Origin of the sequence: Streptomyces sp. NPDC005784, assembly GCF_042871525.1 — a bacterium.
Classification (GTDB): domain Bacteria; phylum Actinomycetota; class Actinomycetes; order Streptomycetales; family Streptomycetaceae; genus Streptomyces.
The window spans coordinates 350,606-371,947 of the sequence record NZ_JBIAIQ010000006.1; the positions used below are offsets into that span (position 1 = coordinate 350,606).

The 21,342-nt window shown below is 68.7% G+C and carries 18 protein-coding genes and 2 tRNA genes; 7 read left to right on the plus strand and 13 right to left on the minus strand.

What is annotated here, in order from left to right; translation table 11 throughout:
- Positions 1 to 32 precede the first annotated feature (32 nt).
- Positions 33 to 1,016 carry a hypothetical protein gene (locus ACFYR3_RS13980; protein ID WP_355851984.1) on the plus strand — a complete coding sequence of 328 codons (984 nt, stop codon included), beginning with the start codon at positions 33 to 35 and terminating at the stop codon, positions 1,014 to 1,016.
- A gap of 585 nt (positions 1,017 to 1,601) precedes the next feature.
- On the opposite strand, the gene clpX is transcribed toward ACFYR3_RS13980, so the two are convergent.
- From clpX to ACFYR3_RS14005, 5 genes are all read right to left on the minus strand, one after another.
- The gene (gene clpX, locus ACFYR3_RS13985; RefSeq protein ID WP_261708796.1) at positions 1,602 to 2,888 is read right to left on the minus strand and encodes an ATP-dependent Clp protease ATP-binding subunit ClpX; all 1,287 of its coding nucleotides are present in this window, start codon (positions 2,886 to 2,888) and stop codon (positions 1,602 to 1,604) included.
- Between the two features lie 160 nt (positions 2,889 to 3,048).
- On the minus strand, positions 3,049 to 3,729 hold the full coding sequence (locus tag ACFYR3_RS13990) for an ATP-dependent Clp protease proteolytic subunit (RefSeq protein ID WP_261708770.1): 681 nt from the start codon (positions 3,727 to 3,729) through the stop codon (positions 3,049 to 3,051).
- A 117-nt stretch (positions 3,730 to 3,846) separates the two neighbouring features.
- Positions 3,847 to 4,452: an ATP-dependent Clp protease proteolytic subunit gene (locus tag ACFYR3_RS13995; protein ID WP_060897745.1), complete on the minus strand. Its 606-nt coding sequence runs from the start codon at positions 4,450 to 4,452 to the stop codon at positions 3,847 to 3,849.
- Positions 4,453 to 4,867: 415 nt separating this feature from the next.
- Complete coding sequence (tig, locus tag ACFYR3_RS14000; RefSeq protein ID WP_355851987.1) at positions 4,868 to 6,262, minus strand: trigger factor; 1,395 nt, start codon at positions 6,260 to 6,262, stop codon at positions 4,868 to 4,870.
- A gap of 203 nt (positions 6,263 to 6,465) precedes the next feature.
- A tRNA-Pro gene (locus ACFYR3_RS14005) sits at positions 6,466 to 6,542 on the minus strand.
- A gap of 151 nt (positions 6,543 to 6,693) precedes the next feature.
- Here ACFYR3_RS14005 and ACFYR3_RS14010 point away from each other — a divergent pair.
- Both ACFYR3_RS14010 and ACFYR3_RS14015 read left to right on the plus strand, forming a co-directional pair.
- A tRNA-Gly gene (locus ACFYR3_RS14010) sits at positions 6,694 to 6,767 on the plus strand.
- Between the two features lie 190 nt (positions 6,768 to 6,957).
- The gene (locus ACFYR3_RS14015) at positions 6,958 to 7,467 is read left to right on the plus strand and encodes a hypothetical protein (RefSeq protein ID WP_355851990.1); all 510 of its coding nucleotides are present in this window, start codon (positions 6,958 to 6,960) and stop codon (positions 7,465 to 7,467) included.
- 90 nt (positions 7,468 to 7,557) lie between these two features.
- Here the strand turns inward: ACFYR3_RS14015 and ACFYR3_RS14020 are convergent, their stop codons facing one another.
- Positions 7,558 to 7,992 carry an NUDIX domain-containing protein gene (locus tag ACFYR3_RS14020; RefSeq protein WP_389282964.1) on the minus strand — a complete coding sequence of 145 codons (435 nt, stop codon included), beginning with the start codon at positions 7,990 to 7,992 and terminating at the stop codon, positions 7,558 to 7,560.
- A 148-nt stretch (positions 7,993 to 8,140) separates the two neighbouring features.
- A complete protein-coding gene (locus tag ACFYR3_RS14025; protein ID WP_037618829.1) occupies positions 8,141 to 8,335 on the minus strand; it encodes a hypothetical protein in 195 nt (64 codons plus the stop codon).
- Positions 8,336 to 8,981: 646 nt separating this feature from the next.
- On the opposite strand from ACFYR3_RS14025, the gene ACFYR3_RS14030 reads away from it, so the two are divergent.
- Complete coding sequence (locus ACFYR3_RS14030) at positions 8,982 to 10,175, plus strand: acyltransferase family protein (protein WP_389282966.1); 1,194 nt, start codon at positions 8,982 to 8,984, stop codon at positions 10,173 to 10,175.
- Positions 10,176 to 10,348: 173 nt separating this feature from the next.
- Here the strand turns inward: ACFYR3_RS14030 and ACFYR3_RS14035 are convergent, their stop codons facing one another.
- Both ACFYR3_RS14035 and ACFYR3_RS14040 read right to left on the minus strand, forming a co-directional pair.
- A complete protein-coding gene (locus tag ACFYR3_RS14035) occupies positions 10,349 to 10,804 on the minus strand; it encodes an HD domain-containing protein (protein WP_355851999.1) in 456 nt (151 codons plus the stop codon).
- 83 nt (positions 10,805 to 10,887) lie between these two features.
- Positions 10,888 to 12,060, minus strand: a complete 1,173-nt coding sequence (locus ACFYR3_RS14040) for a PP2C family protein-serine/threonine phosphatase (RefSeq protein ID WP_355852002.1) — start codon at positions 12,058 to 12,060, stop codon at positions 10,888 to 10,890.
- Between the two features lie 171 nt (positions 12,061 to 12,231).
- Between ACFYR3_RS14040 and ACFYR3_RS14045 the strand changes: the two genes are divergently transcribed.
- Positions 12,232 to 13,461 carry a GNAT family N-acetyltransferase gene (locus tag ACFYR3_RS14045; RefSeq protein WP_355852005.1) on the plus strand — a complete coding sequence of 410 codons (1,230 nt, stop codon included), beginning with the start codon at positions 12,232 to 12,234 and terminating at the stop codon, positions 13,459 to 13,461.
- Between the two features lie 79 nt (positions 13,462 to 13,540).
- Here ACFYR3_RS14045 and ACFYR3_RS14050 read toward each other — a convergent pair whose 3' ends face one another.
- Both ACFYR3_RS14050 and ACFYR3_RS14055 read right to left on the minus strand, forming a co-directional pair.
- A complete protein-coding gene (locus ACFYR3_RS14050) occupies positions 13,541 to 14,350 on the minus strand; it encodes a DNA-formamidopyrimidine glycosylase family protein (RefSeq protein WP_355852082.1) in 810 nt (269 codons plus the stop codon).
- A gap of 70 nt (positions 14,351 to 14,420) precedes the next feature.
- Positions 14,421 to 14,915, minus strand: coding sequence for a ribose-5-phosphate isomerase (locus ACFYR3_RS14055; RefSeq protein ID WP_356785408.1), 495 nt, complete (start codon positions 14,913 to 14,915; stop codon positions 14,421 to 14,423).
- A 259-nt stretch (positions 14,916 to 15,174) separates the two neighbouring features.
- On the opposite strand from ACFYR3_RS14055, the gene ACFYR3_RS14060 reads away from it, so the two are divergent.
- The gene (locus ACFYR3_RS14060) at positions 15,175 to 16,662 is read left to right on the plus strand and encodes an amino acid permease (protein WP_389282969.1); all 1,488 of its coding nucleotides are present in this window, start codon (positions 15,175 to 15,177) and stop codon (positions 16,660 to 16,662) included.
- A 165-nt stretch (positions 16,663 to 16,827) separates the two neighbouring features.
- On the opposite strand, the gene ACFYR3_RS14065 is transcribed toward ACFYR3_RS14060, so the two are convergent.
- On the minus strand, positions 16,828 to 19,203 hold the full coding sequence (locus ACFYR3_RS14065) for a protein kinase (protein WP_389282971.1): 2,376 nt from the start codon (positions 19,201 to 19,203) through the stop codon (positions 16,828 to 16,830).
- 183 nt (positions 19,204 to 19,386) lie between these two features.
- Here ACFYR3_RS14065 and ACFYR3_RS14070 point away from each other — a divergent pair, with 183 nt between their 5' ends.
- On the plus strand, positions 19,387 to 20,106 hold the full coding sequence (locus ACFYR3_RS14070; protein ID WP_389282973.1) for an LPXTG cell wall anchor domain-containing protein: 720 nt from the start codon (positions 19,387 to 19,389) through the stop codon (positions 20,104 to 20,106).
- A 188-nt stretch (positions 20,107 to 20,294) separates the two neighbouring features.
- Here the strand turns inward: ACFYR3_RS14070 and ACFYR3_RS14075 are convergent, their stop codons facing one another.
- Positions 20,295 to 20,879 (minus strand): biotin transporter BioY, encoded by a 585-nt coding sequence (locus tag ACFYR3_RS14075; RefSeq protein WP_355852020.1) that lies wholly within the window; start codon positions 20,877 to 20,879, stop codon positions 20,295 to 20,297.
- Positions 20,880 to 21,342 lie beyond the last annotated feature (463 nt).

The window sequence follows — 21,342 nt, forward strand, 5'->3', positions numbered from 1 at the left end:
GAACGCGTAAGTATCTGGAGGGGAACCCAGGAATGAGCTACAACCAGCCGGGCCCGTACGGCGGGCAGCCCGAGCAGCCCGGACCGTACGGTCAGCCGGGCCAGCCTGGCCCTTACGGCCAGCCGCCGCAGGCCCCGCAGCCCGGCTACGGCTACCCGCCCCAGGCTCCCCCCGCGCAGCCCGGCTACGGCTACCCCCAGCAGGCGCCCCAGGGCGCCCCGCCGCAGACACCTCCTTACGGCCAGCCGCCCGCCTACGGTCAGCAGCCCCCGTACGGCCAGCAGCCTCCCTACGGCACGGTCCCGATGCCGCCCGAACCGTCCGGCGGCAAGAAGCGGACGGGCCTGATAATCGGCGGCGTCGCCGTGGTGGCGGCCATCGCGGTGGGGGCGTACCTCCTGTTCGCCGGAAGCAACAGCGCAAGCTCCGTCGCCGACGACGGCCCGCACAAGCTGACTACGCCGGCGACGGTCCTCGGCGGCGAGTACAAGAAGTCCACCGGCGCCGACAACGCCGATGGCGGGCTGACCAAGGATGACCTGAAGGACGCCGAGCGCTGGGGTGTGAAGAACGCCAAGGACGTCAGCGCGGCGTACCAGTCGGGGGACAAGAGCAACCCGCTCGCGATGAAGCAGGTCTCGTTCAGCGGCGTCTGGGGAACCATCGGCAACCCGGAGACGACCGTCGACAACATGTTCGCCGGCATGAAGAAGGAGCAGCAGAAGGAAGGCACCAAGGACGGCGAGTTCGTCGGCAGTCCGAAGGCGTACACCCCGAGCGCGCTCGACGGTGCTGTCCTCAAGTGCCAGGAAATCAAGATCAAGGGTGACTCGTCGACTGCGGGCGCCGGTCCAAGCTCGTTCACGATGCAGATCTGCATCTGGGGCGACCACAGCACGCTCGGCCTTGTGATGCCGATCGACTACGCCAGCATGATGGCCGGCAAGGGCAGCACCCCTGAGGCCGCAGCCGACATCGCCGCGAAGCTGCGCAAGGACGTCCGCGTCAAGGTCTGACGCCGCCCGCTCACCAGCAGGCTCATCATCGGGGGGTCCGTCCATCGGCCGGACCCCCCGATGCATGCGGGTCACCCGTCCGATCGACGGACCGATGCTTGTTCAGGCCCACTGGCAGGCGGTGTCCGCCACGTCGTACTTGACGCCGGCGATCACGAGCTTCTGCGGACAAAGGGCATTGGGCGTGCCACGGTAACTCGGCCGGCTACAGGCGGACTCGACCTTCGGCCCGGCTATGTAGCCGTGGTCCCTCACCACTCCCTCGTACTGTTTGACAGTGGCCGACGCCGGACTTGCCGCTACCAGGGGCACAGCCCCTACTGCGGCAACCACGCTTGCGGACACCGCGATCCGCCGGATCCTCTGCGACAGCATGTCGAACCCTCCCGTTTGCTCCACCAACCAACCGAACGCATGGTCGATGCGGTCGAGTTAGGTCGATCATCAAGGGGGGACGACTCTCAAGGGCCGCCGTGAATCTGGCTCGATCGCTTCGCTCCGCGAGAGCCGGACCCGGCAAGCACCCAGAACGAAGGGGCGCCCGGCGGTCGATCGCCGGGCGCCCCTTCTTCGTGAGTGCGTTGACTACGCCGTCTTCTGCTCCCCCGGTCCCCGGCCTCGCGCGTCGCGCGGGATCAGGGTCGGGTTGACGTTGCGCAGGACCACGTCGGCGGTGATGACGACGCGGGCCACGTCCTTGCGGGACGGGACCTCGTACATCACGGCCTGGAGGACTTCCTCCATGATGGCGCGCAGCCCTCGGGCGCCGGTCTGGCGGAGGATGGCCTGGTCGGCGATGGCCTCCAGCGCCTCGCGCTCGAAGTCCAGCTCCACACCGTCGAGTTCGAAGAGGCGCTGGTACTGCTTCACCAGCGCGTTGCGCGGCTCGACCAGGATCTGGAGGAGCGCCTCGCGGTCCAGGTTGTGGACCGAGGTGATGACCGGGAGACGGCCGATGAACTCGGGGATCATGCCGAACTTGACCAGGTCCTCCGGCATGACGGCCTCGAACTGGTCCTTGGACTCCAGCTCGCGCTTCGAGCGGATCGTCGCGCCGAAGCCGATGCCCTTCGCGCCGGCCCTGGACTCGATGAGCTTCTCCAGGCCCGCGAAGGCACCGCCCACGATGAACAGGACGTTCGTCGTGTCGATCTGGATGAACTCCTGGTGCGGGTGCTTGCGTCCGCCCTGCGGCGGCACCGAGGCCGTCGTGCCCTCGAGGATCTTGAGCAGGGCCTGCTGGACGCCCTCGCCGGACACATCGCGCGTGATCGACGGGTTCTCGCTCTTACGAGCCACCTTGTCGATCTCGTCGATGTAGATGATCCCGGTCTCGGCCTTCTTGACGTCGTAGTCGGCGGCCTGGATCAGCTTCAGCAGGATGTTCTCGACGTCCTCGCCGACGTATCCCGCCTCCGTCAGCGCCGTCGCGTCGGCGATGGCGAACGGAACGTTCAGCATGCGCGCGAGGGTCTGGGCGAGGAGCGTCTTGCCGGAGCCCGTGGGGCCCAGCAGGAGGATGTTGGACTTCGCCAACTCGATGGCGTCCTCGCGGTTCTGGCCCGCGCTGTTCTCACCGGCCTGGACGCGCTTGTAGTGGTTGTACACCGCGACGGAGAGGGCCTTCTTGGCCGACTCCTGACCGACCACATAGCCCTCGAGGAACTCGTAGATCTCGCGGGGCTTGGGGAGTTCCTCCCAGCGCACCTCGCTCGTCTCCGCGAGTTCTTCCTCGATGATCTCGTTGCAGAGATCGATGCACTCGTCGCAGATGTACACACCGGGGCCTGCGATGAGCTTCTTGACCTGCTTCTGGCTCTTGCCACAGAACGAGCACTTGAGCAGATCGCCGCCGTCACCGATGCGTGCCACGGTGTGCTTCCCCTTCGCCTGGGAGACGCCTAGGTCCAGCGGCTCCTGGTGCTGCCTTATGTCCGACGGTACCTTGCCGAGCCCCTCGTCCGGGCCCCCCTTGGCGCGGTTCACTTTGTCGTGAACCGTGCCAAGGAGCGGCAGACGATACAGCGATACGTCACACGACCGCGGAGTTGTTCATTTTCCGGGTGGAAATGATCTGGTCGATCAGGCCGTACGCCAGGGCGTCCTCGGCCGTGAGGATCTTGTCGCGCTCGATGTCCTCGCGGATCTTCTCGATCGGCGTGGTCGAGTGCTTGGCCAGCATGTCTTCCAGTTGCGCGCGCATCCGGAGGATTTCGTTCGCCGCGATTTCGAGGTCCGAGACCTGCCCGCGGCCGGTCTCGCTGTACGGCTGGTGGATCAGCACACGGGCGTTCGGAAGTGCCATGCGCTTGCCCGGTGTGCCGGCGGCCAGCAGGATCGCGGCGGCCGAGGCGGCCTGACCCATGCAGACCGTCTGAACGTCCGGCTTCACGAACTGCATCGTGTCGTAAATGGCCGTGAGGGCCGTGAACGAGCCACCGGGGCTGTTGATGTAGACCGAGATGTCACGGTCGGGGTCCATCGACTCCAGGCACAGCAGCTGCGCCATGACGTCGTTGGCGGAGGCGTCGTCGATCTGCACGCCGAGGAAGATCACGCGCTCCTCGAACAGCTTCGCGTACGGGTCGTACTCACGCACGCCCTGCGAGGTGCGCTCGACGAAGCGCGGGATGACGTAGCGGGACTCCGCGCGAGGACCGGTGTACTCGGCCTGCGTGCGGGCGAAGAGGCCGCTGCCGGGGAAGTCGTTCACTGTGTCTCCTGAAAAACCTGAAAGGGCTGAGCGGTCGGCTGAGGGCCCACTGGACGCCCTGCGCCGCCCGGGGGCGGGAAGGGGCCCTGCGCCGCCCTCGGGGGCGCTGGAGGGGCTTTACGCCGCCCCGGTGCCGCCGCCGCCCGGCATTCCGGCAGCGGTGGGCATGATGTCGTCGATGAGGCCGTACTCCTTGGCCTCGATCGGGTCGAACCAGCGGTCGCGGTCCGAGTCACGAGTGATCTGCTCGACGGTCTGACCGGTGTGGAAGGAGGTCAGCTCCGCCATCCGCTTCTTGGTGTGCAGCAGCCGCTCGGCGTGGATCTTGATGTCCGACGCGGAGCCCGCGAGACCCGCGGAGGGCTGGTGGATCAGGATCTCGGCGTTCGGCAGGGCGAAGCGCTTGCCGGGGGTACCGGCGCTGAGCAGGAACTGGCCCATCGAGGCCGCCATGCCCATGGCGATCGTCACCACGTCGTTCTTGATGTACTGCATGGTGTCGTAGATCGCCATGCCGGCCGTGATCGATCCGCCAGGGCTGTTGATGTAAAGGTAAATGTCCTTGTCCGGGTCGGAGGCAAGGAGCAGCAGCTGCGCCGTGATCTTGTTGGCGATGTCATCGTCGACCGCCTGGCCGAGGAAGATGATCCGCTCGCCGAGCAGTCGGTTGTAGACCTGGTCGCCGAGGCCACCACCGATAGGGTCGCCGGCAGCTGTGGGCATCAGATTCGTCACGTATCCACCTGCTCGTCTTACGACGGCGCCGGGCCGTCTCACGTCTTCTGCAGGGACCTGGGACCCCGGGTTCCGCGCCGCCTCCCGACGGCGTCCGGGGACTCCCCTGCCCTCGTATTCATGGACCCTAACGCGCGGGTCCCTCCGGGGAATCCCGCAGAGGGAACTGTTCGCTGTGAGCGCATGCGCTGCGCTGGCCCGACCGGGGTTCCGGGCGCCCTCTCTCACGGGTGCGGGTCGGCAGCGCGCACCCTCGAAAGGCCGCACCCGTCGGGGCGCCGGGGGCCAGGAGCGCGGCTGCGGCGCGGTGGGGGTTGCTCGCGCAGTTCCCCGCGCCCCTGAACAACCGACGGGCCCCCGGGAACAAGTTCCCGGGGGCCCGTCGGACGTACAAGCGAGGCGATCAGGCCTCGGGCTTCTCCTCGGCCTCGGCCTCGGTCTCGGCGGAACCCTCGGTGGCCTCGACGGTCTCGGCCGTCTCGTCCTCCTCGTCGTCGAGGTCGACGACCTCGCCGTTGGTGTCCTTGACCGTGGCGGCCTCGACGACGACCGCGAGGGCCTTGCCGCGGGCGACCTCACCGACGAGCATCGGGACCTGGCCGCCTTCGACGACGGCCTGGGCGAACTGGTCGGGGGACATGCCGGAGGAGGCAGCGCGCCGCATGAGGTGCTCGGTGAGCTCCTCCTGGTTGACGTTCAGCTTCTCCTTGTTGACGAGCTCGTCGAGGACGAACTGCGTCTTGATGCCCTTGACCGCGGCTTCCTTGGTCTCGGCGTCGAACTCTTCCTCGGTCTTGCCCTGGATCTCCAGGTACTTCACGAGGTCGAGGCCCATCTGGCCGAGCTGGTGGTGCTCGAGGTTGTGCTTACGGGTGTTGATCTCGTCCTCGAGCAGCTTCTCGGGGACGGGCACCTCGACCAGCTCGAGCAGCTTCTCCAGGACGCGCTCCTGGGCCTGCGTGGCCTGGTCGTACTGCTTCATGTTCTCGAGGCGCTTGCGGCTGTCCGCCTTGAGCTCGTCGAGGGTGTCGAACTCGGAGGCGAGCTGCGCGAACTCGTCGTCCAGCTCGGGCAGTTCGCGGGCGGCGACCTGGGTGACCTTGACGGTGACCTCGGCCTCCTTGCCGGTGGCGGAGCCGCCCTTGAGCTCGGAGGTGAAGGTGGTCTCGCCACCGGCCTCCAGGCCCTTCACGGCCTCGTCGATGCCCTCGAGGAGCTCGCCGGAACCGATGGTGTACGAGACACCGCTGGCGACGCCGTCCTCCAGGACCTCTCCGTCGACCTTGGCCTCGAGGTCGAGGGTGACGACGTCTTCGTCCTGGGCGGCGCGCTCGACCGGGGAGGTCGAGGCGAAGCGCTCGCGCAGGTCGGAGACGGCCTTCTCGACGTCCTCGTCGCTGACCTCGATGGCGTCGACCTCGACCTCGATGCCGGAGTAGTCCGGGATCTCGATGGTCGGGCGGACGTCGACCTCAGCGGTGAAGTTCAGCGTCTCGCCGTCCTTCAGCTCGGTGATGTCGACCTCAGGCTGTCCGAGGACATTCAGCTCAGCCTCGTTGACCGCTTCGGTGTAGAACTTCGGGAGCGCGTCGTTGACGGCCTCTTCGAGCACGGCGCCGCGACCGAACCGCTGGTCGATGATGCGCGCCGGGATCTTGCCCTTCCGGAACCCCTTCACCGTGACCTGCTGGTTGATCTTCTTGTACGCCGCGTCGAGGCTGTCCTTGAGCTCCTCGAAGGGCACCTCGACAGTGAGCCGAACCCGAGTCGGGTTCAGGGTCTCCACGGCGCTCTTCACGGTTCGGTCTCCTTGTGGCTGACTTCTTGGGGGGTTCTGCTGCGTGCTGCTGCCGGTCGGGCAGAGCTTGGGCGGATTCGCGCGGCCCTCGAGAGAGAGGTAACACTGCAGACATACGGGCGCGCAGCTTGCATAGTAACCGCAGGCGGTACACGCCCCAAAAGGCGATCTTGTCCGGGCGGATGCCTGGCGGGTCGTGCCGGTGGTCGGGGTGGCGGGATTTGAACCCACGGCCTTCCGCTCCCAAAGCGGACGCGCTACCAAGCTGCGCCACACCCCGTCGGTGCGACACGTAGGGTACATGCCCGCAGGCAGCGCGGCTGCCGCATTTCTCGAGCACCGACGCGGGCGGGAACGGGGTGTGCGATGTGGGCGGTCGACCCGCTACGATGCATTCTGTGCCGCGGTCGCTGACCTGCGGCGCACCTTGCGCGGGCGTAGCTCAATGGTAGAGCACTAGTCTTCCAAACTAGCTACGCGGGTTCGATTCCCGTCGCCCGCTCCAGATGACGTAGGGCCAGGCCGGAGGTTCATTCCTCCGCCTGGCCCTAGTCGTTTCCGGGGGCTCCGATCAGCCTTCCGTGCCCGCTACGTGCCCGTTGGGCTTCTGATCTTTCTTCTGCGGCCTCCGCGCGCCTTTCTTCTTCGGCGACTGGCGGTGCAACCAGTGAGCTCCCTGAGGAGTCGTACGCGGCATGATCAATTTGCGCGCACGGCACACTCTCGGCGCCCCCACGCTCGTCGTGGCCCTGGCGTCGTTGCTGCTCTCCTGTTCCGGCAGTCCGGGCACGGGTTCGGGTGATGCGGCTTCGCCCGTCCGCGATGTCCGCAAGACGGCACCGGCCGCCGCGGCCGACGAGCCGACCGCCCCGAGCACGGCAGAGCCGACACCGGGAGTCGAGAAGGTCCGTGACGTGTTCGCGCGGCTTCAGGCCACCTACAACGACGGGTGCACGACTCCGGGGAACTGCGAGTACTTCCTGGGGCGGGTGCTCGATGAGCTCAGCAGCCTCGACGAGTCGATGAAGGCCGACCCTCAGGGCCCCGGACACTTCAAGGAACCTCTCGCGTGGATCGCGAAACTGCGGGCCGAACTGGGCGGCGACAGATCCTTCGAGAACCTCAAGAAGCACCAGGCCCTGCTCACCGGAACGCGGGACAGGATCAATACCTGGATGCAGGGTCACCCGGAGGACTACCGATAGGACCGGGGCCGAGCGGGGGCTTCACGCTTGTCAGGCGCCGGAAACGGGCCATGTAGGGGTTGGGCAGGGATCGGCAGCCGGCGTCGGTCGTCAGGCCCGCCAGGTTTCGGCATGCTCACGCAGGTACGCGGCGAGTTCGGGCGGCTGGAGTTCGAGGGCTGCCAGGGCCGACGCCTCCGGTACGACCCGGACAGCCGAGAAGTCGCCCGTGTCGGGGTCGTCGAGTTCGGGGCCGCTCCGGCGGTTCGGGTCCATGTCGAGCACATCGGCGCGGAAGTAGTGCCGTACGACAGTCGTCCGCTCGCCCGGTTCGGTCAGGGTCAGGAACTCGACGGCGGGGCCGATGGTGGCGCCGATCTCTTCCATGACCTCGCGGCGCAGGGCCGCCTCCAGGCCGGCGTCGTGGGGCTCGACGCCACCGCCGACGGTGGTGCAGTAGGGGGTGCCGCCGGGCCACTCGCGACGGAACACCAGATGGCCGTCGTCGCACAGGACCGCGCGGACGTTGTGGCGGACCTTCGTCATGACGACCGCCCCTTCGGGCACGGTGTTTCGGGCGCAGTGGTGTGCGTGACCGGCGCGTGGAGCCGGTGACGCGCGCCCGGCGCAGGCCGCGCCGCGCGCCTCGCGCACGGCCGCGATCCAGCGATGGGCGACTCGCGCCCATTCCCGTTCAGAAGCTGATCGAGTTGATGGTCTGCGCTATCGAATCGAGAAACCGGTTGATGGACGGAGCCATACCGGTCGACGCGAGAAAGAAACCGAAGAGCACCGCGACGATGGCAGGTCCAGCCTTGATAGATCCTCCTCGGATCAGCACCACGAGGATGATCGCCAACAGCAGCACCACTGACAGCGAAATGGCCACAACTGATCACACCCTACGGTCGGTCCGCTCTCCCGGCCCGGAGGTGCAGCCCCGCACACCCCCGCCAGAACCATCGTGCCACCAACCGGCCGCTCGTATGCGACAGGTGACGCATCGTTGGCCAGGGGCAGACCCGGGACTGGGCCGGTGGCCCACCGGAACGGCGCGGTGCCACCCTCCCCCGGCCTCGCGGAAATATGTCAACCGCACTGCCCCGCACCGCAATTCGAGAGCGTTCCCGGACAGCGAATTCACGGCGACCGTTGCCGTATCCACACATCCTGTTCGCGGGTAATTCAAATTGCCGCCACGGGCACACCGCGAGCACGGAGCACGGGCAGCCATAGCCCAACGAACCGGACATACCCTCGGAGTCGCCTTCGGGTGCTATATACCGCCTAGTCAGCATGAAGTCGGACAGAACGCCCGCCGCCAGTAAGGGAATCGATTACGGAACCACCTGCGGATCAACAGGCACACATCTCCGAATCCGGGGTAGGCGCAGACGATAAGCAGGAATGAGATCGAGCGTTTTACGAGAACGTGCTGACAACGCTAAGGTGCCTCAGATGTTCCACGCCGCCACGCCCCCCATACGCGCAGCGAGGTCCAGAATCGTCTCCCGGAGTTCCTGGCAGGAGGGCCTGTGACCAACTCGCCCCGACCCCACGGATCACCGCTCCCGCCGGCCCGCCGGCCGGCGGACGGATTGCCGGGCCCGCGCTCGCCCCGGACCCCTGCGGCGGCCGTCGCCGCCGCACCGGGCGGCAAGCCCGCCAAACCGCGCGACGCCTTCTTCGACAACGCCAAGTACCTGGCGATCGTGCTCGTGGCCATGGGTCATGTGTGGGATCCGCTGAAGGGCCAGAGCCGCGTCATGGAAGCGCTGTACATGGTCGTGTACGCCTTCCACATGCCCGCCTTCATCATCATCTCGGGCTATTTCTCGCGCAGCTTCGACATGCGCCCCGACCGCGTGAAGCGGCTGGTCACCGGCGTCGTCGTGCCGTATGTCCTCTTCGAGACGGTGTACTCCCTCTTCAGTCGCTGGGTCGGCGGCTCGGACCTGGCGATCAGTCTGCTCGACCCCTGGTACCTCACCTGGTTCCTGGCCGCGCTCTTCGTCTGGCGGCTGACGACCCCCCTGTGGAAGGTGGTCCGCTGGCCGCTTCCGCTGGCCCTGTGTCTTGGCCTGATCGCGTCCGTCTCACCGGAGATCGGTGACGATCTGGACCTCCAGCGGGTGCTGCAGTACCTGCCGTTCTTCGTCCTCGGCCTGTCCATGAAGCCCGAGCACTTCCAAATGGTGCGCCGCCGTGAGGTGCGCGTCCTGGCGGTGCCGGTCCTGGCCGCTGCGCTGGTCGTGGGCTACTGGGCGGCACCCCGGATGAACACCGCCTGGTTCTACCACCGCGACAGCGCACAGGAGATGGGCGCGCCCTGGTGGGCGGGTGTCATCATGACGCTCGCGCTCTACGGCTGCTCGCTGGTCCTCACCGCCTGCTTCTTCGCCTGGGTGCCGCGGCGCACGGTCTGGTTCACGGCGCTCGGCGCGGGCACGCTGTACGGCTATCTGCTGCACGGCTTGGTCGTCAAGGCGTTCGAGTACGGGGGCTGGTTCGACGAAGAGTGGGTGCGCGAGCCGGTCGGCGAGGTCTTCGTGACGGTCGTCGCGGCCGCGCTCATCACCGCCCTGTGCACGCGGCCCGTCCGGCGGATCTTCCGCTTCGCGATGGAGCCGAAGTTGGCGTGGGCGTTCAAGCGGGACGCGACGGAAGTCGCCCGCGAACGGGCGAAGGCCACCGTGCAGCCGACTGCCGCACAGCCGGTCAACGCGTAGCAGGCCGCCGCACAGCCGGCCAACGCGCAACCGACCAACGCGTAACCGGCCGATCGGCATACCAAGTGGGCGGGCCCGGAGACTCCGGGCCCGCCCACTTCGGCTCACGCTCACGCACAAGACAGTGGACGACGACAGTGCACAACTGCGGAAGGCTGTGGAAGGCACCGCGTTCAGCTCGGCGGCAGCCCCAGCAGGGTCCGCATCGTCGCGTACTTCTTCGTCAGGCGGGCCCGGGTGTGCTCGTCGAGGACCGCGAGGCGGCTCGGGTCGGCGTTGTGCGCCAGGTCGGACGCCTTGACCAGCAGGGCGCCCCGTGTGGTGCGGATGCGTCGCGCGTACGACTCCGGGGACTCGCCGTCCTGTTTGGTGAGCGCCAGCACGATGTCCTTCGTACCGGGGGTCAGCGCGGCTTCGTTCAGCCAGTCCTCGGAGAGGGCGTCGTCCTCGACGGCGTCGTGCAGCCAGGCCGCCGCTATCTGCTCGTCGTCGCCGCCGCGCTCGCGGACGCCGTCCGCCACGGCTTGGAGGTGCTCGGCGTACGGCCGGCCGGCCTTGTCGGTCTGGGCGGCGTGCGCCGCGCGGGCGAGCGCTTCGACTTCGGCCAGGGTCAGGAGAGGTTGCGTCACGCGATCAGTGTCTCCTCGGTACGGGCCGCTGCCGCCGCGTTGCCGGAAACAATCGCGTTGCCGGACACGGCCGTGGGGCGCGGTCAGCGTACCGGGGTCAGACCCTCGCGGCAGATCAGGAGGAGGGCCCGGTCGTCGTTGACGTCCCTGGCCACCGCCTCGATGAGGTGCCAGGCCGCGCCGTGGAAGCCGCCGGCGACATAGCGGTCGGCCGCGCCGGTGAGCCGGTCGATGCCCTCGACGATGTCCCGGTCCGCGGTTTCGACCAGACCGTCGGTGAACAGCATCAGCACGTCCCCGGGCCGCAGTGAGCCCTTCACCGGGTCGAACTGGGCGCCGTCGTACACCCCCAGCAGGGGGCCTTCCGCCGCCTTCTCCTCCCAGCGGCCGCTGCCCGCGCTGAGCTGAAGGCCCGGCGGGTGTCCGGCCGAGAAGAGTTCGTAGTCGCCCGAGTCGAGATCGAGCACCAGATGGATCGAGGTGGCGAAGCCCTCGTCCCAGTCCTGGCGCAGCAGATAGCCGTTCGCGGCGGGCAGGAAGGCGTGCGGCGGCAGCGAACCGAGGAGACCGCCGAAGGCTCCGGACAGCAGAAGGGCGCGTGAACCCGCGTCCATCCCCTTGCCGGACACATCCGTGAGGACGACTTCGAGGGTTCGGCCGCCGTTCGTCCGAGCGGCCACGACGAAGTCCCCGGAGAAGGACTGTCCGCCCGCCGGGCGCAGCGCCATCTCGCGGTGCCAGCCCAGCGGCAGCTTCGGCAGCTTGCTCTGCACCCGGATGCGCTCGCGCAGGTCGAAGAGCATGGTGCCGCCGCGCCGCCAGGGCACACCCACCCGGCTGCGGAACTGTGCGATCAGTAGTCCGAAGAAGCCGCAGGCCGCGACCACCAGGACCACGCCCGGGGTGACCCGGGACGGGCCCTCCGTGTACGGGCCGAGCTTCACGGACTCCACTATCAGTGCGGTGGCGGCGGCCGCGTACAGCCCGAGCAGGCTGGCGGGCCGGAGCAGCAGTCCGCCGGCCACGATCGGCAGGACCAGGGCGGAGGGCGAGCACCACACCGAATTCACCAGGGTCGTGGAGGCGATCACCGGGATCGTGATCAGCAGACCGGCCAGCGCGATCCAGTCCGAACCGTCCCCGCGGAAGTAGTCGACAGCGGATCTGCGCAGCCCTGTGCGGGCCCGGTGCCATTGCTTCTTCAACCGGGCCGTGAACGTGTCGGCTTCCGCGCGCCGCTGTCGTCCTGCTGCCATTAGTTCGGGACCCTATCCATCGGACCAGGTGCTTGGCACGGGAGGTCCCACTTGTCCCCCCTCCGAGCGCTCAACTTCACAGAGAACTGCACAGACACATTCCGGTTGGGGGCTGTGGCGGCCGGGCGAAATTCCCTCGCTCGTGCCGCATTGCCCTGGTAGGCATGGGCTATGACGACTGACGTTCGGGTGCTGCGGCAGGCCGACTGGGACAAGTGGTACGACAACCTGATCCGCGCGTTCGGAGGTGTGGCGGAGTCGTCCGAGGAGCGCGAACTGTGGAACGCGCTCACAGAGTACGACCGTTCGCTGGGGGTGTGGGACGGCGATCAGTGTGTGGGTACTGCGGGGGCCTTCTCCTTCCGTGTCACGGTCCCGGGCGGCGCGTCGGTACCGGCGGCCGGGATCACGGCGGTGAGCGTCGCGGCCACCCACCGGCGGCGCGGGGTGCTCACCGCGATGATGCGCCGCCAGCTGGACGACATCCGTGCCTGGGGCGAGCCGCTCGCCGTCCTGACCGCTTCGGAACCGGCGATCTACGGGCGGTTCGGCTACGGCATCGGAACCTTGCAGATCCGCGCGGAGATCGACACCAGCCGCGTAAGTCTGTCCGTTCCGCCCGGGACCGACGACGTACGGCTGCGCTACGCGGTGCCCAGGGAGGTGCTGGACGCCTGCGAGGCGGTGTACGCGCGGCTCGTACCGGAGCGTCCCGGGATGCTGGCCCGGCAGCCCGGCTGGCAGCGGCTCGGGGTGCTCGACACGGAGGACCAGCGCAGCGGCGCGTCACCGTTGCAGTGCGTGGTGGCCGAGCGGGACGGCGAGGTCGTGGGCTACACGCGCTTCCGGGTCAAGCCGGACTGGGGTCCGTCCGGGCACAACGGGGCGGTCATGATGGTGGATCTGGAGGGACTGGACCCGGCGGTGCGGGCCGCGCTGTGGCGGTTCCTCTTCGACATCGACCTGACAACCTCGCTGCACACCCGGGGTCGCCCCGTGGACGAGGCATGGCAGTACATGGTCTCCGACATCCGCCGCTGCCGGCTGCAGGCGAAGGACGCGCTGCATGTACGGCTCGTCGACGTCGGGGCCGCGCTGGAGGCACGGACCTATCAGGCCCCGGTGGACGTGGTGTTCGAGGTCGAGGACTCCTTCTGCCCCTGGAACGAGGGGCGTTGGCGGCTCACCGGCGACACGAAGGGGGCGACGTGCGTCCGGACCGAGGACGCCCCCGATCTCGCCCTGTCCGTACGGGAGTTGGGTACGGTCTATCTCGGCGGGGTGTCTCCGGCCTCGCTCGCGGCGGGCGGCCTGGTGCGTGAACTGCGGCAGGGCGCGCTGGCGGAGGCGTCGTCGGCGTTCGCCTCGGCGGTCGCCCCGTGGCTGCCGCACGGTTTCTAGGAGCTGGTGACCGCGCCCTTGCCCGCCGGACGGGGTCTGGCGGACGGGCAGGGGCGCCGGGTCCCGACTCGGCCCGGATTCAGGCCTTTTGGCAGGCCGGGCACCAGAAGAGGTTGCGGGCGGCGAGATCGGCGGTGCTGATCTCGCCGCCACAGATGTGGCAGGGCAGGTTGGCCCTGCGGTACACGTAGACCTCGCCGCCGTGGTCGTCCACGCGCGGCGGGCGGCCCATCGCCTCGGGGGTGTGTTCCGGGCGGACTGTGTCGATGCGGTTGTTGCGGACGCCCTCGCGCATGAGATCCACGAGGTCGGACCAGATCGCGTCCCACTCCGTCGCGCCGAGGTCCTTCCCCGCGCGGTACGGATCGATGCCGTGCCGGAAGAGGACCTCCGCGCGGTAGACGTTGCCCACACCCGCGATGACCTTCTGGTCCATGAGCAGCGCGGCGATCGTCGTACGGCTGCGGGAGACCCGGCGGTACGCCGCCGCCGGGTCGGCGTCGGGGCGTAGCGGGTCCGGGCCGAGGCGGTCGTGTATCGCGCGCTTCTCGTCGTCCATGATCAGGGCGCAGGTGGTGGGGCCGCGCAGGTCGACGTACGCGGTGTCGTTCGTGAGGCGGAGCCGGACGGTGTCCGTGGGCGGCGGGGCGGGCGTGCCGCCGAAGCCGACCTTGCCGAACAGGCCCAGGTGGATGTGGATCCACTGCGCCGGACGGAAGCCGAGGAAGAGGTGCTTGCCGTGGGCCTGTGCCGCGGTCAGCACCGATCCGTCGAGGAGGGCCGCGGCGTCGCTGAACTTGCCCTGGGGGCTGGTGACGCGGACGCCGCGGCCACCGAACGCGGCGAGGTAGTCCTCCGCGAGCCGGTGAATGGTGTGCCCCTCGGGCACCGTTCCTCCTGCTGTCTCTCGTCCGAGGTCCGATGACACATCGGACGATCGGCCCGACGGCCCGGCGGTGCTATGCCTGCGACTGCTGCGGGTGGTGGGCCGGGATCGGCGGGAGTTCCCGGGTCGTCTCGTAGTCCGCGAGCATGTTGATGCGGCGGACGTGGCGCTCCTCGCCGGTGAAGGCGGTGTTGAGGAAGGTCTCGACGAACTTCGTCGCCTCTTCCTCGGTGTGCATACGGGCGCCGACGGACATGACGTTCGCGTTGTTGTGCTCGCGCCCCAGCGCCGCGGTCTGCTCGCTCCAGGCGAGTACGGCCCGTACGCCGGCGACCTTGTTCGCGGCGATCTGCTCGCCGTTGCCGGAGCCGCCGATCACGACGCCGAGGGCGCCCGGGTCGGCCACGGTGCGCTCCGCGGCGCGGAGGCAGAACGGCGGGTAGTCGTCCTGGGCGTCGTAGATGTGGGGCCCGCAGTCGACGGGCTCGTGGCCGGCGGCCTTGAGCCACTCGACGAGGTGGTTCTTCAGTTCGAGACCGGCATGATCGGAGCCGAGATACACGCGCATGGTCCGAGTGTGACACGACCGTTTCCGGTCGGCCTCGCCGGGGGCCGCCCCCGAAAACAGTGAGCAATCCTACAGAACCTCAAGGAAACCTCAAGTAACGATCTGGATTCAAAGGTTCACGAATTCCTTTGCCTCCGTTTCACTGGACCAACTCGTACGCCGGTCCACACGATGGATCAGCGCGTGCCCCGTACACCGCTCGTACGGGTTGGGCGCTCTGTACGGGAATCTGCCCATCCGGCGCAAAGGAATCCCCCTCATGACCTCGCAGCCGACCCCCACGAAGGCCGCACAGGCCCCCGGAGGCCCCGGAGAACCCGGCGGCGGCCTCCAGGCCGGACTCAAGAACCGTCATCTGTCGATGATCGCCATCGGCGGCGTCATCGGCGCCGGGCTCTTCGTGGGCTCCAGCACCGGCATCGCCACCGCGGGCCCCGGCATCCTTCTCTCGTACGCCCTCGTCGGCACGCTCGTGGTGCTGGTGATGCGGATGCTCGGCGAGATGTCCGCCGCCAACCCGACCTCGGGCTCGTTCTCCGCGCACGCCGACCGCGCGCTCGGCCGCTGGGCGGGCTTCTCCATCGGCTGGCTGTACTGGTTCTTCTGGGTGGTGGTGCTGGCCGTGGAGGCCACCGCCGGCGCCAAGATCCTCGAAGGCTGGATGCCCGGCGTACCGCAGTGGGGCTGGGCGCTCATCGTGATGGTGGTGCTCACGGCCACCAACCTGGTCTCGGTCGGCTCGTACGGCGAGTTCGAGTTCTGGTTCGCCGGGATCAAGGTGGTGGCGATCGGCGCGTTCATCGTGGTCGGCGCTCTCGCGATCTTCGGAGTGCTGCCGGGTGTGGACGCACCGAAGGCCGGGATGGGCAATCTGACCGACCACGGCGGCTTCCTGCCGCACGGGCCCGGTGCGATCCTCACCGGTGTGCTGCTGGTCGTCTTCTCCTTCATGGGCAGCGAGATCGCGACCCTCGCCGCCGGTGAGTCCGAGGACCCGGAGCGGGCCGTCACCAAGTCGACGAACAGCATCATCTGGCGCATCGCCGTCTTCTACCTGGGCTCGATCCTCGTCGTCATCGCCCTGCTGCCGTGGAACGACCCGTCGATCAAGGACAAGGGCTCGTACGTCGCCGCCCTCGACTCCCTCGGCATCGCGCACGCCGGTCAGATCATGAACGTCATCGTGCTGACGTCGGTGCTGTCCTGCCTCAACTCCGGCCTCTACACCGCCTCCCGGATGGCCTTCTCGCTCGGTCAGCGCGGGGACGCGCCGAAGGCGTTCGCCCGGACCACGCGGCGCGGTGTGCCGATGACCGCCATCGTCGTCTCGGTCGTGTTCGGCTTCGTGGCCGTCTTCTTCAACTACAAGTTCCCCGACTCGGTCTTCCTCTTCCTGGTCAACTCCTCCGGCGCGGTCGCCCTGTTCGTGTGGCTGGTCATCTGCTTCTCGCAGCTGCGGATGCGGAAGATCATCCAGCGCGAGGCGCCGGAGAAGCTCGTCGTGCGGATGTGGCTCTACCCGTACCTGACCTGGGCGACCGCCGCGATGATCGTCTTCGTGCTCGGCTACATGCTGACCGACACCGAACACGACGGCCGGGAGACCGTGCTGCTGTCGCTGCTCGTCGCGGCGATCGTGCTGGTCATCGCCATCGTCCGGCAGAAGGCCGGCGCGGGAGCCCGGCCGTCCGCACAACCGATCGCGGGCGGCTCCCGCGACGAGACCCAGGCCGAGGTGCGCGCCTGACCCGCCACCGAAGCCCGAGCGAGGAGGGGCCCGCGGCACATCGCCGCGGGTCCCTCTCCGTTCCCCCCTCTTCAGCCTCTTCCGCCTTCAGCTCTTCCGCCGGGCGGCCCGCGGTGGCTTGCGACTCCTGCCACGTCCTTCCGCCCGGCCGCGGCGGCGGCCGGCTCACAGCACGGTGAAGCTGCTCTTGACCTGGTTGTAGACCGTGAGGGCCTGGTCCTCGATGTCCTGGTGGTACCAGGTGTTGATCTGGTACGACTTCCCGTCGGCGTCGAAGCCGAGCAGCCGCGCGTGCCAGCTCACTCCCTTGAGCGTGAAGGTGTACTCCCAGACGACCGCGGTCCGGCCCCGGAACGTCGTCTCCTCCAGCCGGATCTTCCGGTAGTCCTGCCCCTGGCGGGCGTTCTGCTCGGAGGTCGTCCAGGTGTCCATCAGATTCCCCTTGGCGAGGGAGGACTTGGCGGCCAGTTCCTGGGCGCCGTCGGGCGCCGTGTAGTGCACCTCGGAGCCGGTCTGCAGATCGCGCCGCCAGCCCTTGGGCGTCACCCACGCGTATCCGCCGGCCTCCCGGTGCGCTCCCGGGGGCAGGCTGGGCGGGCGTGAGGTGCCCTCGACGGTGGGAGCCGGGGACGAGAGGGCGCCGGTGGTGGCGGCCGTCGACGCGGACGGGCCCGTGGAGGCCCCGGTGCCGCCGCCGGCCGATCCGCCGGTCATGGCCACGACGGCCCAGGCGATGGCTCCCGCCGCGACGACCCCGGCGGCGAATCCGATACGACGCCTGCCGCGGCTCTGGCTCCGGTCCTGGCTCCGACCCTCCTCGGAGCCGGACGGCACGGCTGGATCCGGGAGTTCACCCCGTGGCGGCATTACGGGCACGGGTGCCGTGGGCAGTTGGTTGGGCGTACGCACGCCGGGCTCCGCGCGCGGTTCGGACGGGGTCTGTGAACTGGGCTCCGTGCGCGGCTCGGAGGGGACCTCCGTGGAGGCGTTGTCCGTTGCCCGCAAGTCGGGGCCCCCGGTGACGGCTTCGGGTCCGGAGACCACGGGGTGTTCCGGGGAACGCGCCCGAGAATCCTTCCGGAAGTCGGGCGGGCTCTTCAGGGTCGGAGTCGGCCGTATCGGAACGGCATCGTGCACGGAGCGGTGCTCCGACTCGTTCCCGTATTGGGCTTGGGCTTGGGGTTCTGGTCCGGGTTCGGGTTCAAGGTCGGGTTCAAGGTCGGGTTCGAGGTCGGGTTCGAGGTCCGGTTCGAGGTCCGGTTCGAGGTCCGGTTCGAGGTCGGGTTCAGCGCGGGTCACGGGTCCCGGCCCCCGCAGCTCGCTCGTGTCGCCGTGGTGTTCGTCCGGAGTCGGAGTGGCTTCGGGAAGGTCCGCCGGGGGTTGTCGCGCCGCCCTCAGGGACTGGGCGTCCAGCAGAGCGGGCGTGGCCGCCTCGGCCAGGTCACGCCCCGCGGTCGGCCCGGTCCGCTCAGGACCCGAGGTCGGATCGGCCGTCGGGGCCGGATCGGACGCTTGCCCCAACGCCGGCTCGGGATTCGGCTCCGGATCCGGCTCGGGATTCGGCTCCGGATCCGGAGTGCGTGCCGGCAAGTGCAATGGCCCGGGGAGGGGTTGATGCGCTGGGCGGTTCTCGGGAGCGGGAGCGGGTTCGTGCGCGGTCCCGAACTCGAACGTGGAGGCGAAGCCGTACCCGGGCTCCCCTGTCGGCGGTCCGGCGGGACTCGGGGTGCTCGTCCTCCGCGGACGGACGACTTCCTCAAGTCCTGCCGCCAGCTCCTCCAGACCGGGCCGTACGGTCGGGTCCTTCTCCAGGAGGGCGGCCAGGATTTCCCTCAACTCGCCTGCGCCAGAGGGGAGTTCGGGTTCCTCGTAGAGAACCGCGTGCAAGGTCGCGAGGGTGGTCGAGCGGGAGAACGGGGAGCGGCCTCCGAGGGCCGCGCAGAGCGTGGCGCCGAGGGACCACACGTCGGAGGGCGGGCCCTGCGGACGGCCGGAGATCCGCTCGGGCGCCATGTAGTCGGGGGAACCGACCAGCATGCCCACCATGGTGAGCGCCTCGGCGTCCTGAAGCGCCGCGATGCCGAAGTCGGTGAGGACGACACGGTGCCGTCCCGCGCCCTCGACCAGCACGTTGCCCGGCTTGATGTCGCGGTGCAGCACTCCCTGGACGTGCACCTGGCTCAGCGCCCCGACCAGTTCGAGGCCGACGCGAGCCGCCTCGCGCACGCCCAGCGGTCCGTCCTCGACCACGATCCGTTCGAGCGAGCGGCCGGCGACGAGCTCCATGACGATCCACAGCCGCTCGCCCGCGTCCACGACGTCGTAGATGCGGACGACGTTGGGATGGTCGATCCGGGCCGTCGCCCTCGCCTCGCGCAGGGTGCGTTCCCGGCGCGTGCGGGTGTCCTCGGGATCGAGTCCGTCTATGCGCATTTCCTTGACCGCGACCTGCCGGTCGAGCATTTCGTCGGCGGCTCGCCACACCCGCCCCATTCCTCCCTGACCAATACTCTCGACCAGCCGATAACGTCCGGTCACCAATAATCCCGGAACACCACCCTGTACGTTCGCCGACAATCTCTGCACCCCCTCAACATCAGCCACAATCGCCCGTCACAGCAGAAACACAATGGTCACACTTCGGGCCGTACCAGCATAGTGCGGAGAAATCTTGTGGTACCTCTTCAAGTACTGCGAATTCAGGCGCAGCCAAGGGGGGCGAACATGAGTTCTCGTCGGACGACGACCATTACGGGATCGCTGCTCACGGCCTGCTTCTCGACCGTGCTGATCCTTTCCCACACCGCCGTCGCGGACGACCAGGGACCGGGGAGCGGCAAGAGCGGAAAGGCGATGGACAAGCCGCCGGCGGGCGTGAAGGTGACCACACTGCTGCCGGAGAGGATCTCGGTCGACAACAGTACTCAGAAGACGGCGATTACCGCCACGGTAAAGAACGAAGGGACCAAGGAAAGCGGCGATATCAGGCTGTTGGTGGTCGGCTTCGACGGCCTGAAGGTCAAGAACGTCAAAGGCTGCACCGCCATGGCCGAAAAAGATCTCCCCAAGGGGTCGAACAGCGGTTTCATCTGTTCCACCGGAAATCTCGCGGTGGGAAAGTCGAAATCGTACGCCGTGGACGCGACGTTCGATCTGAGCAGGACCGGAAAGATCTGCCTTCCGGTCCAGACGAGCGACGGGAAGAAGACGTACTGGCAGCAGGGCCCGGTTCCGTTCGGTACGACGAACCCGTCGCCGAACGCCCCGGCGACCCCGCTGCTGCTGGGCACCGACAACAAGCCGGTGGCACCGGGCGGCGACCGACTGCCGAAGACGGGGGCCGGAAGCGAGGTCCTGCCGCTCGGCGTGGCGGGCGCGGCACTGATGTCGGCCGGAGCGGCGGGACTGTGGTGGGTCGGCCGCAGGCCCCGGCAGGAGCACTGACCGCCGGGCACGGAACCGGGTGAAAACGCGAAAGAGGCTCGCCGGTCGAGGTCGGAACACGACCCGGCGAGCCTCTTGCGCGGAATTACGACGTCACGGACGCGAGCGTCGTACGACCGGTGACCTCGTCACGTCACCGACGTGGGCGTCACCTGACAGCCGCCGCCGTCACGTCACCGACGTGGATGTCACTTCTTGTCGACGAGCTTCCAGGCCGTGGGCAGGACACCCATCGCCAGGGCTGCCTTGAGGACATCCCCGATCAGGAACGGGGTGAGGCCCGCCGCGACGGCCGCGCTCGCCGACATGCCGGTGGCCAGGGCCAGGTAGGGAACACCGATCGCGTAGATGATCGCCTCGCCGAGCAGCATCGTGCCCGCCATGCGCAGCACGGAGCGGTCGGCGCCGCGGCGGGCCAGGGCACCCACGACGGTGGACGCGAGCAGCATGCCGAGGATGTATCCGAAGGACGGTGCCGCGGCGCCGGAGCCGCCGTCCGCGAACCACGGGACGCCGACCATGCCGACCAGCGCGTACACCGCGAGCGACAGGAAGCCGCGGCGCGCGCCGAGCGCCGTGCCGACGAGCAGCGCGGCGAAGGTCTGGCCGGTCACCGGCACCGGGGAACCCGGGACGGGCAGCGAGATCTGGGCGGCGAGGCCGGTGAGTGCGGCACCGCCGAGCACGAGGGCGACGTCACGGACGCGGGAGGCCGGAAGGAGGTCGGCGAGGACCTCGCCGGGTCGGGAGGGCGTGGCGACAGCGGTGCTCATGAGGACTCCGGCGAACGGGATTACCCCCTGGCTCACGGGGAGCTCGGGGGAGGACAGGTCGGGACACGGTGACGCTATCCCAGGGGCATCCGGGTGATCACCGTCAGTGCTCGACAAAGCGCGGATCCGGAGCTTGGTGGGCTCCTTACAAAGAGTGCCCGGTACACCTGTGCGGAGGTGATGCTGGTCACTGAGGTGAAGTCGTTTCCGCTACGGGACGGTTCGGGGCCGGGACTGTGGAGACTCACCAAAGAGGCATGCGCGACGTCGGCCTCCGCCCCGCCCCCGTCGACCCCTCGCCGGAGCTTGCGCGCCGCCGGCTCCGCCGGGCTCTCCCACTCTGGGCGGCGCGGGAACGGGCCCCGGCTGTCCGGTCCTTGGGCGTACCTGGCAGGCCTTCCGGCCAACCCCTACCCTTCACCCCATGGTTCCCCAGGCCCTGAACTTCGCGTCGCGTCGCTAT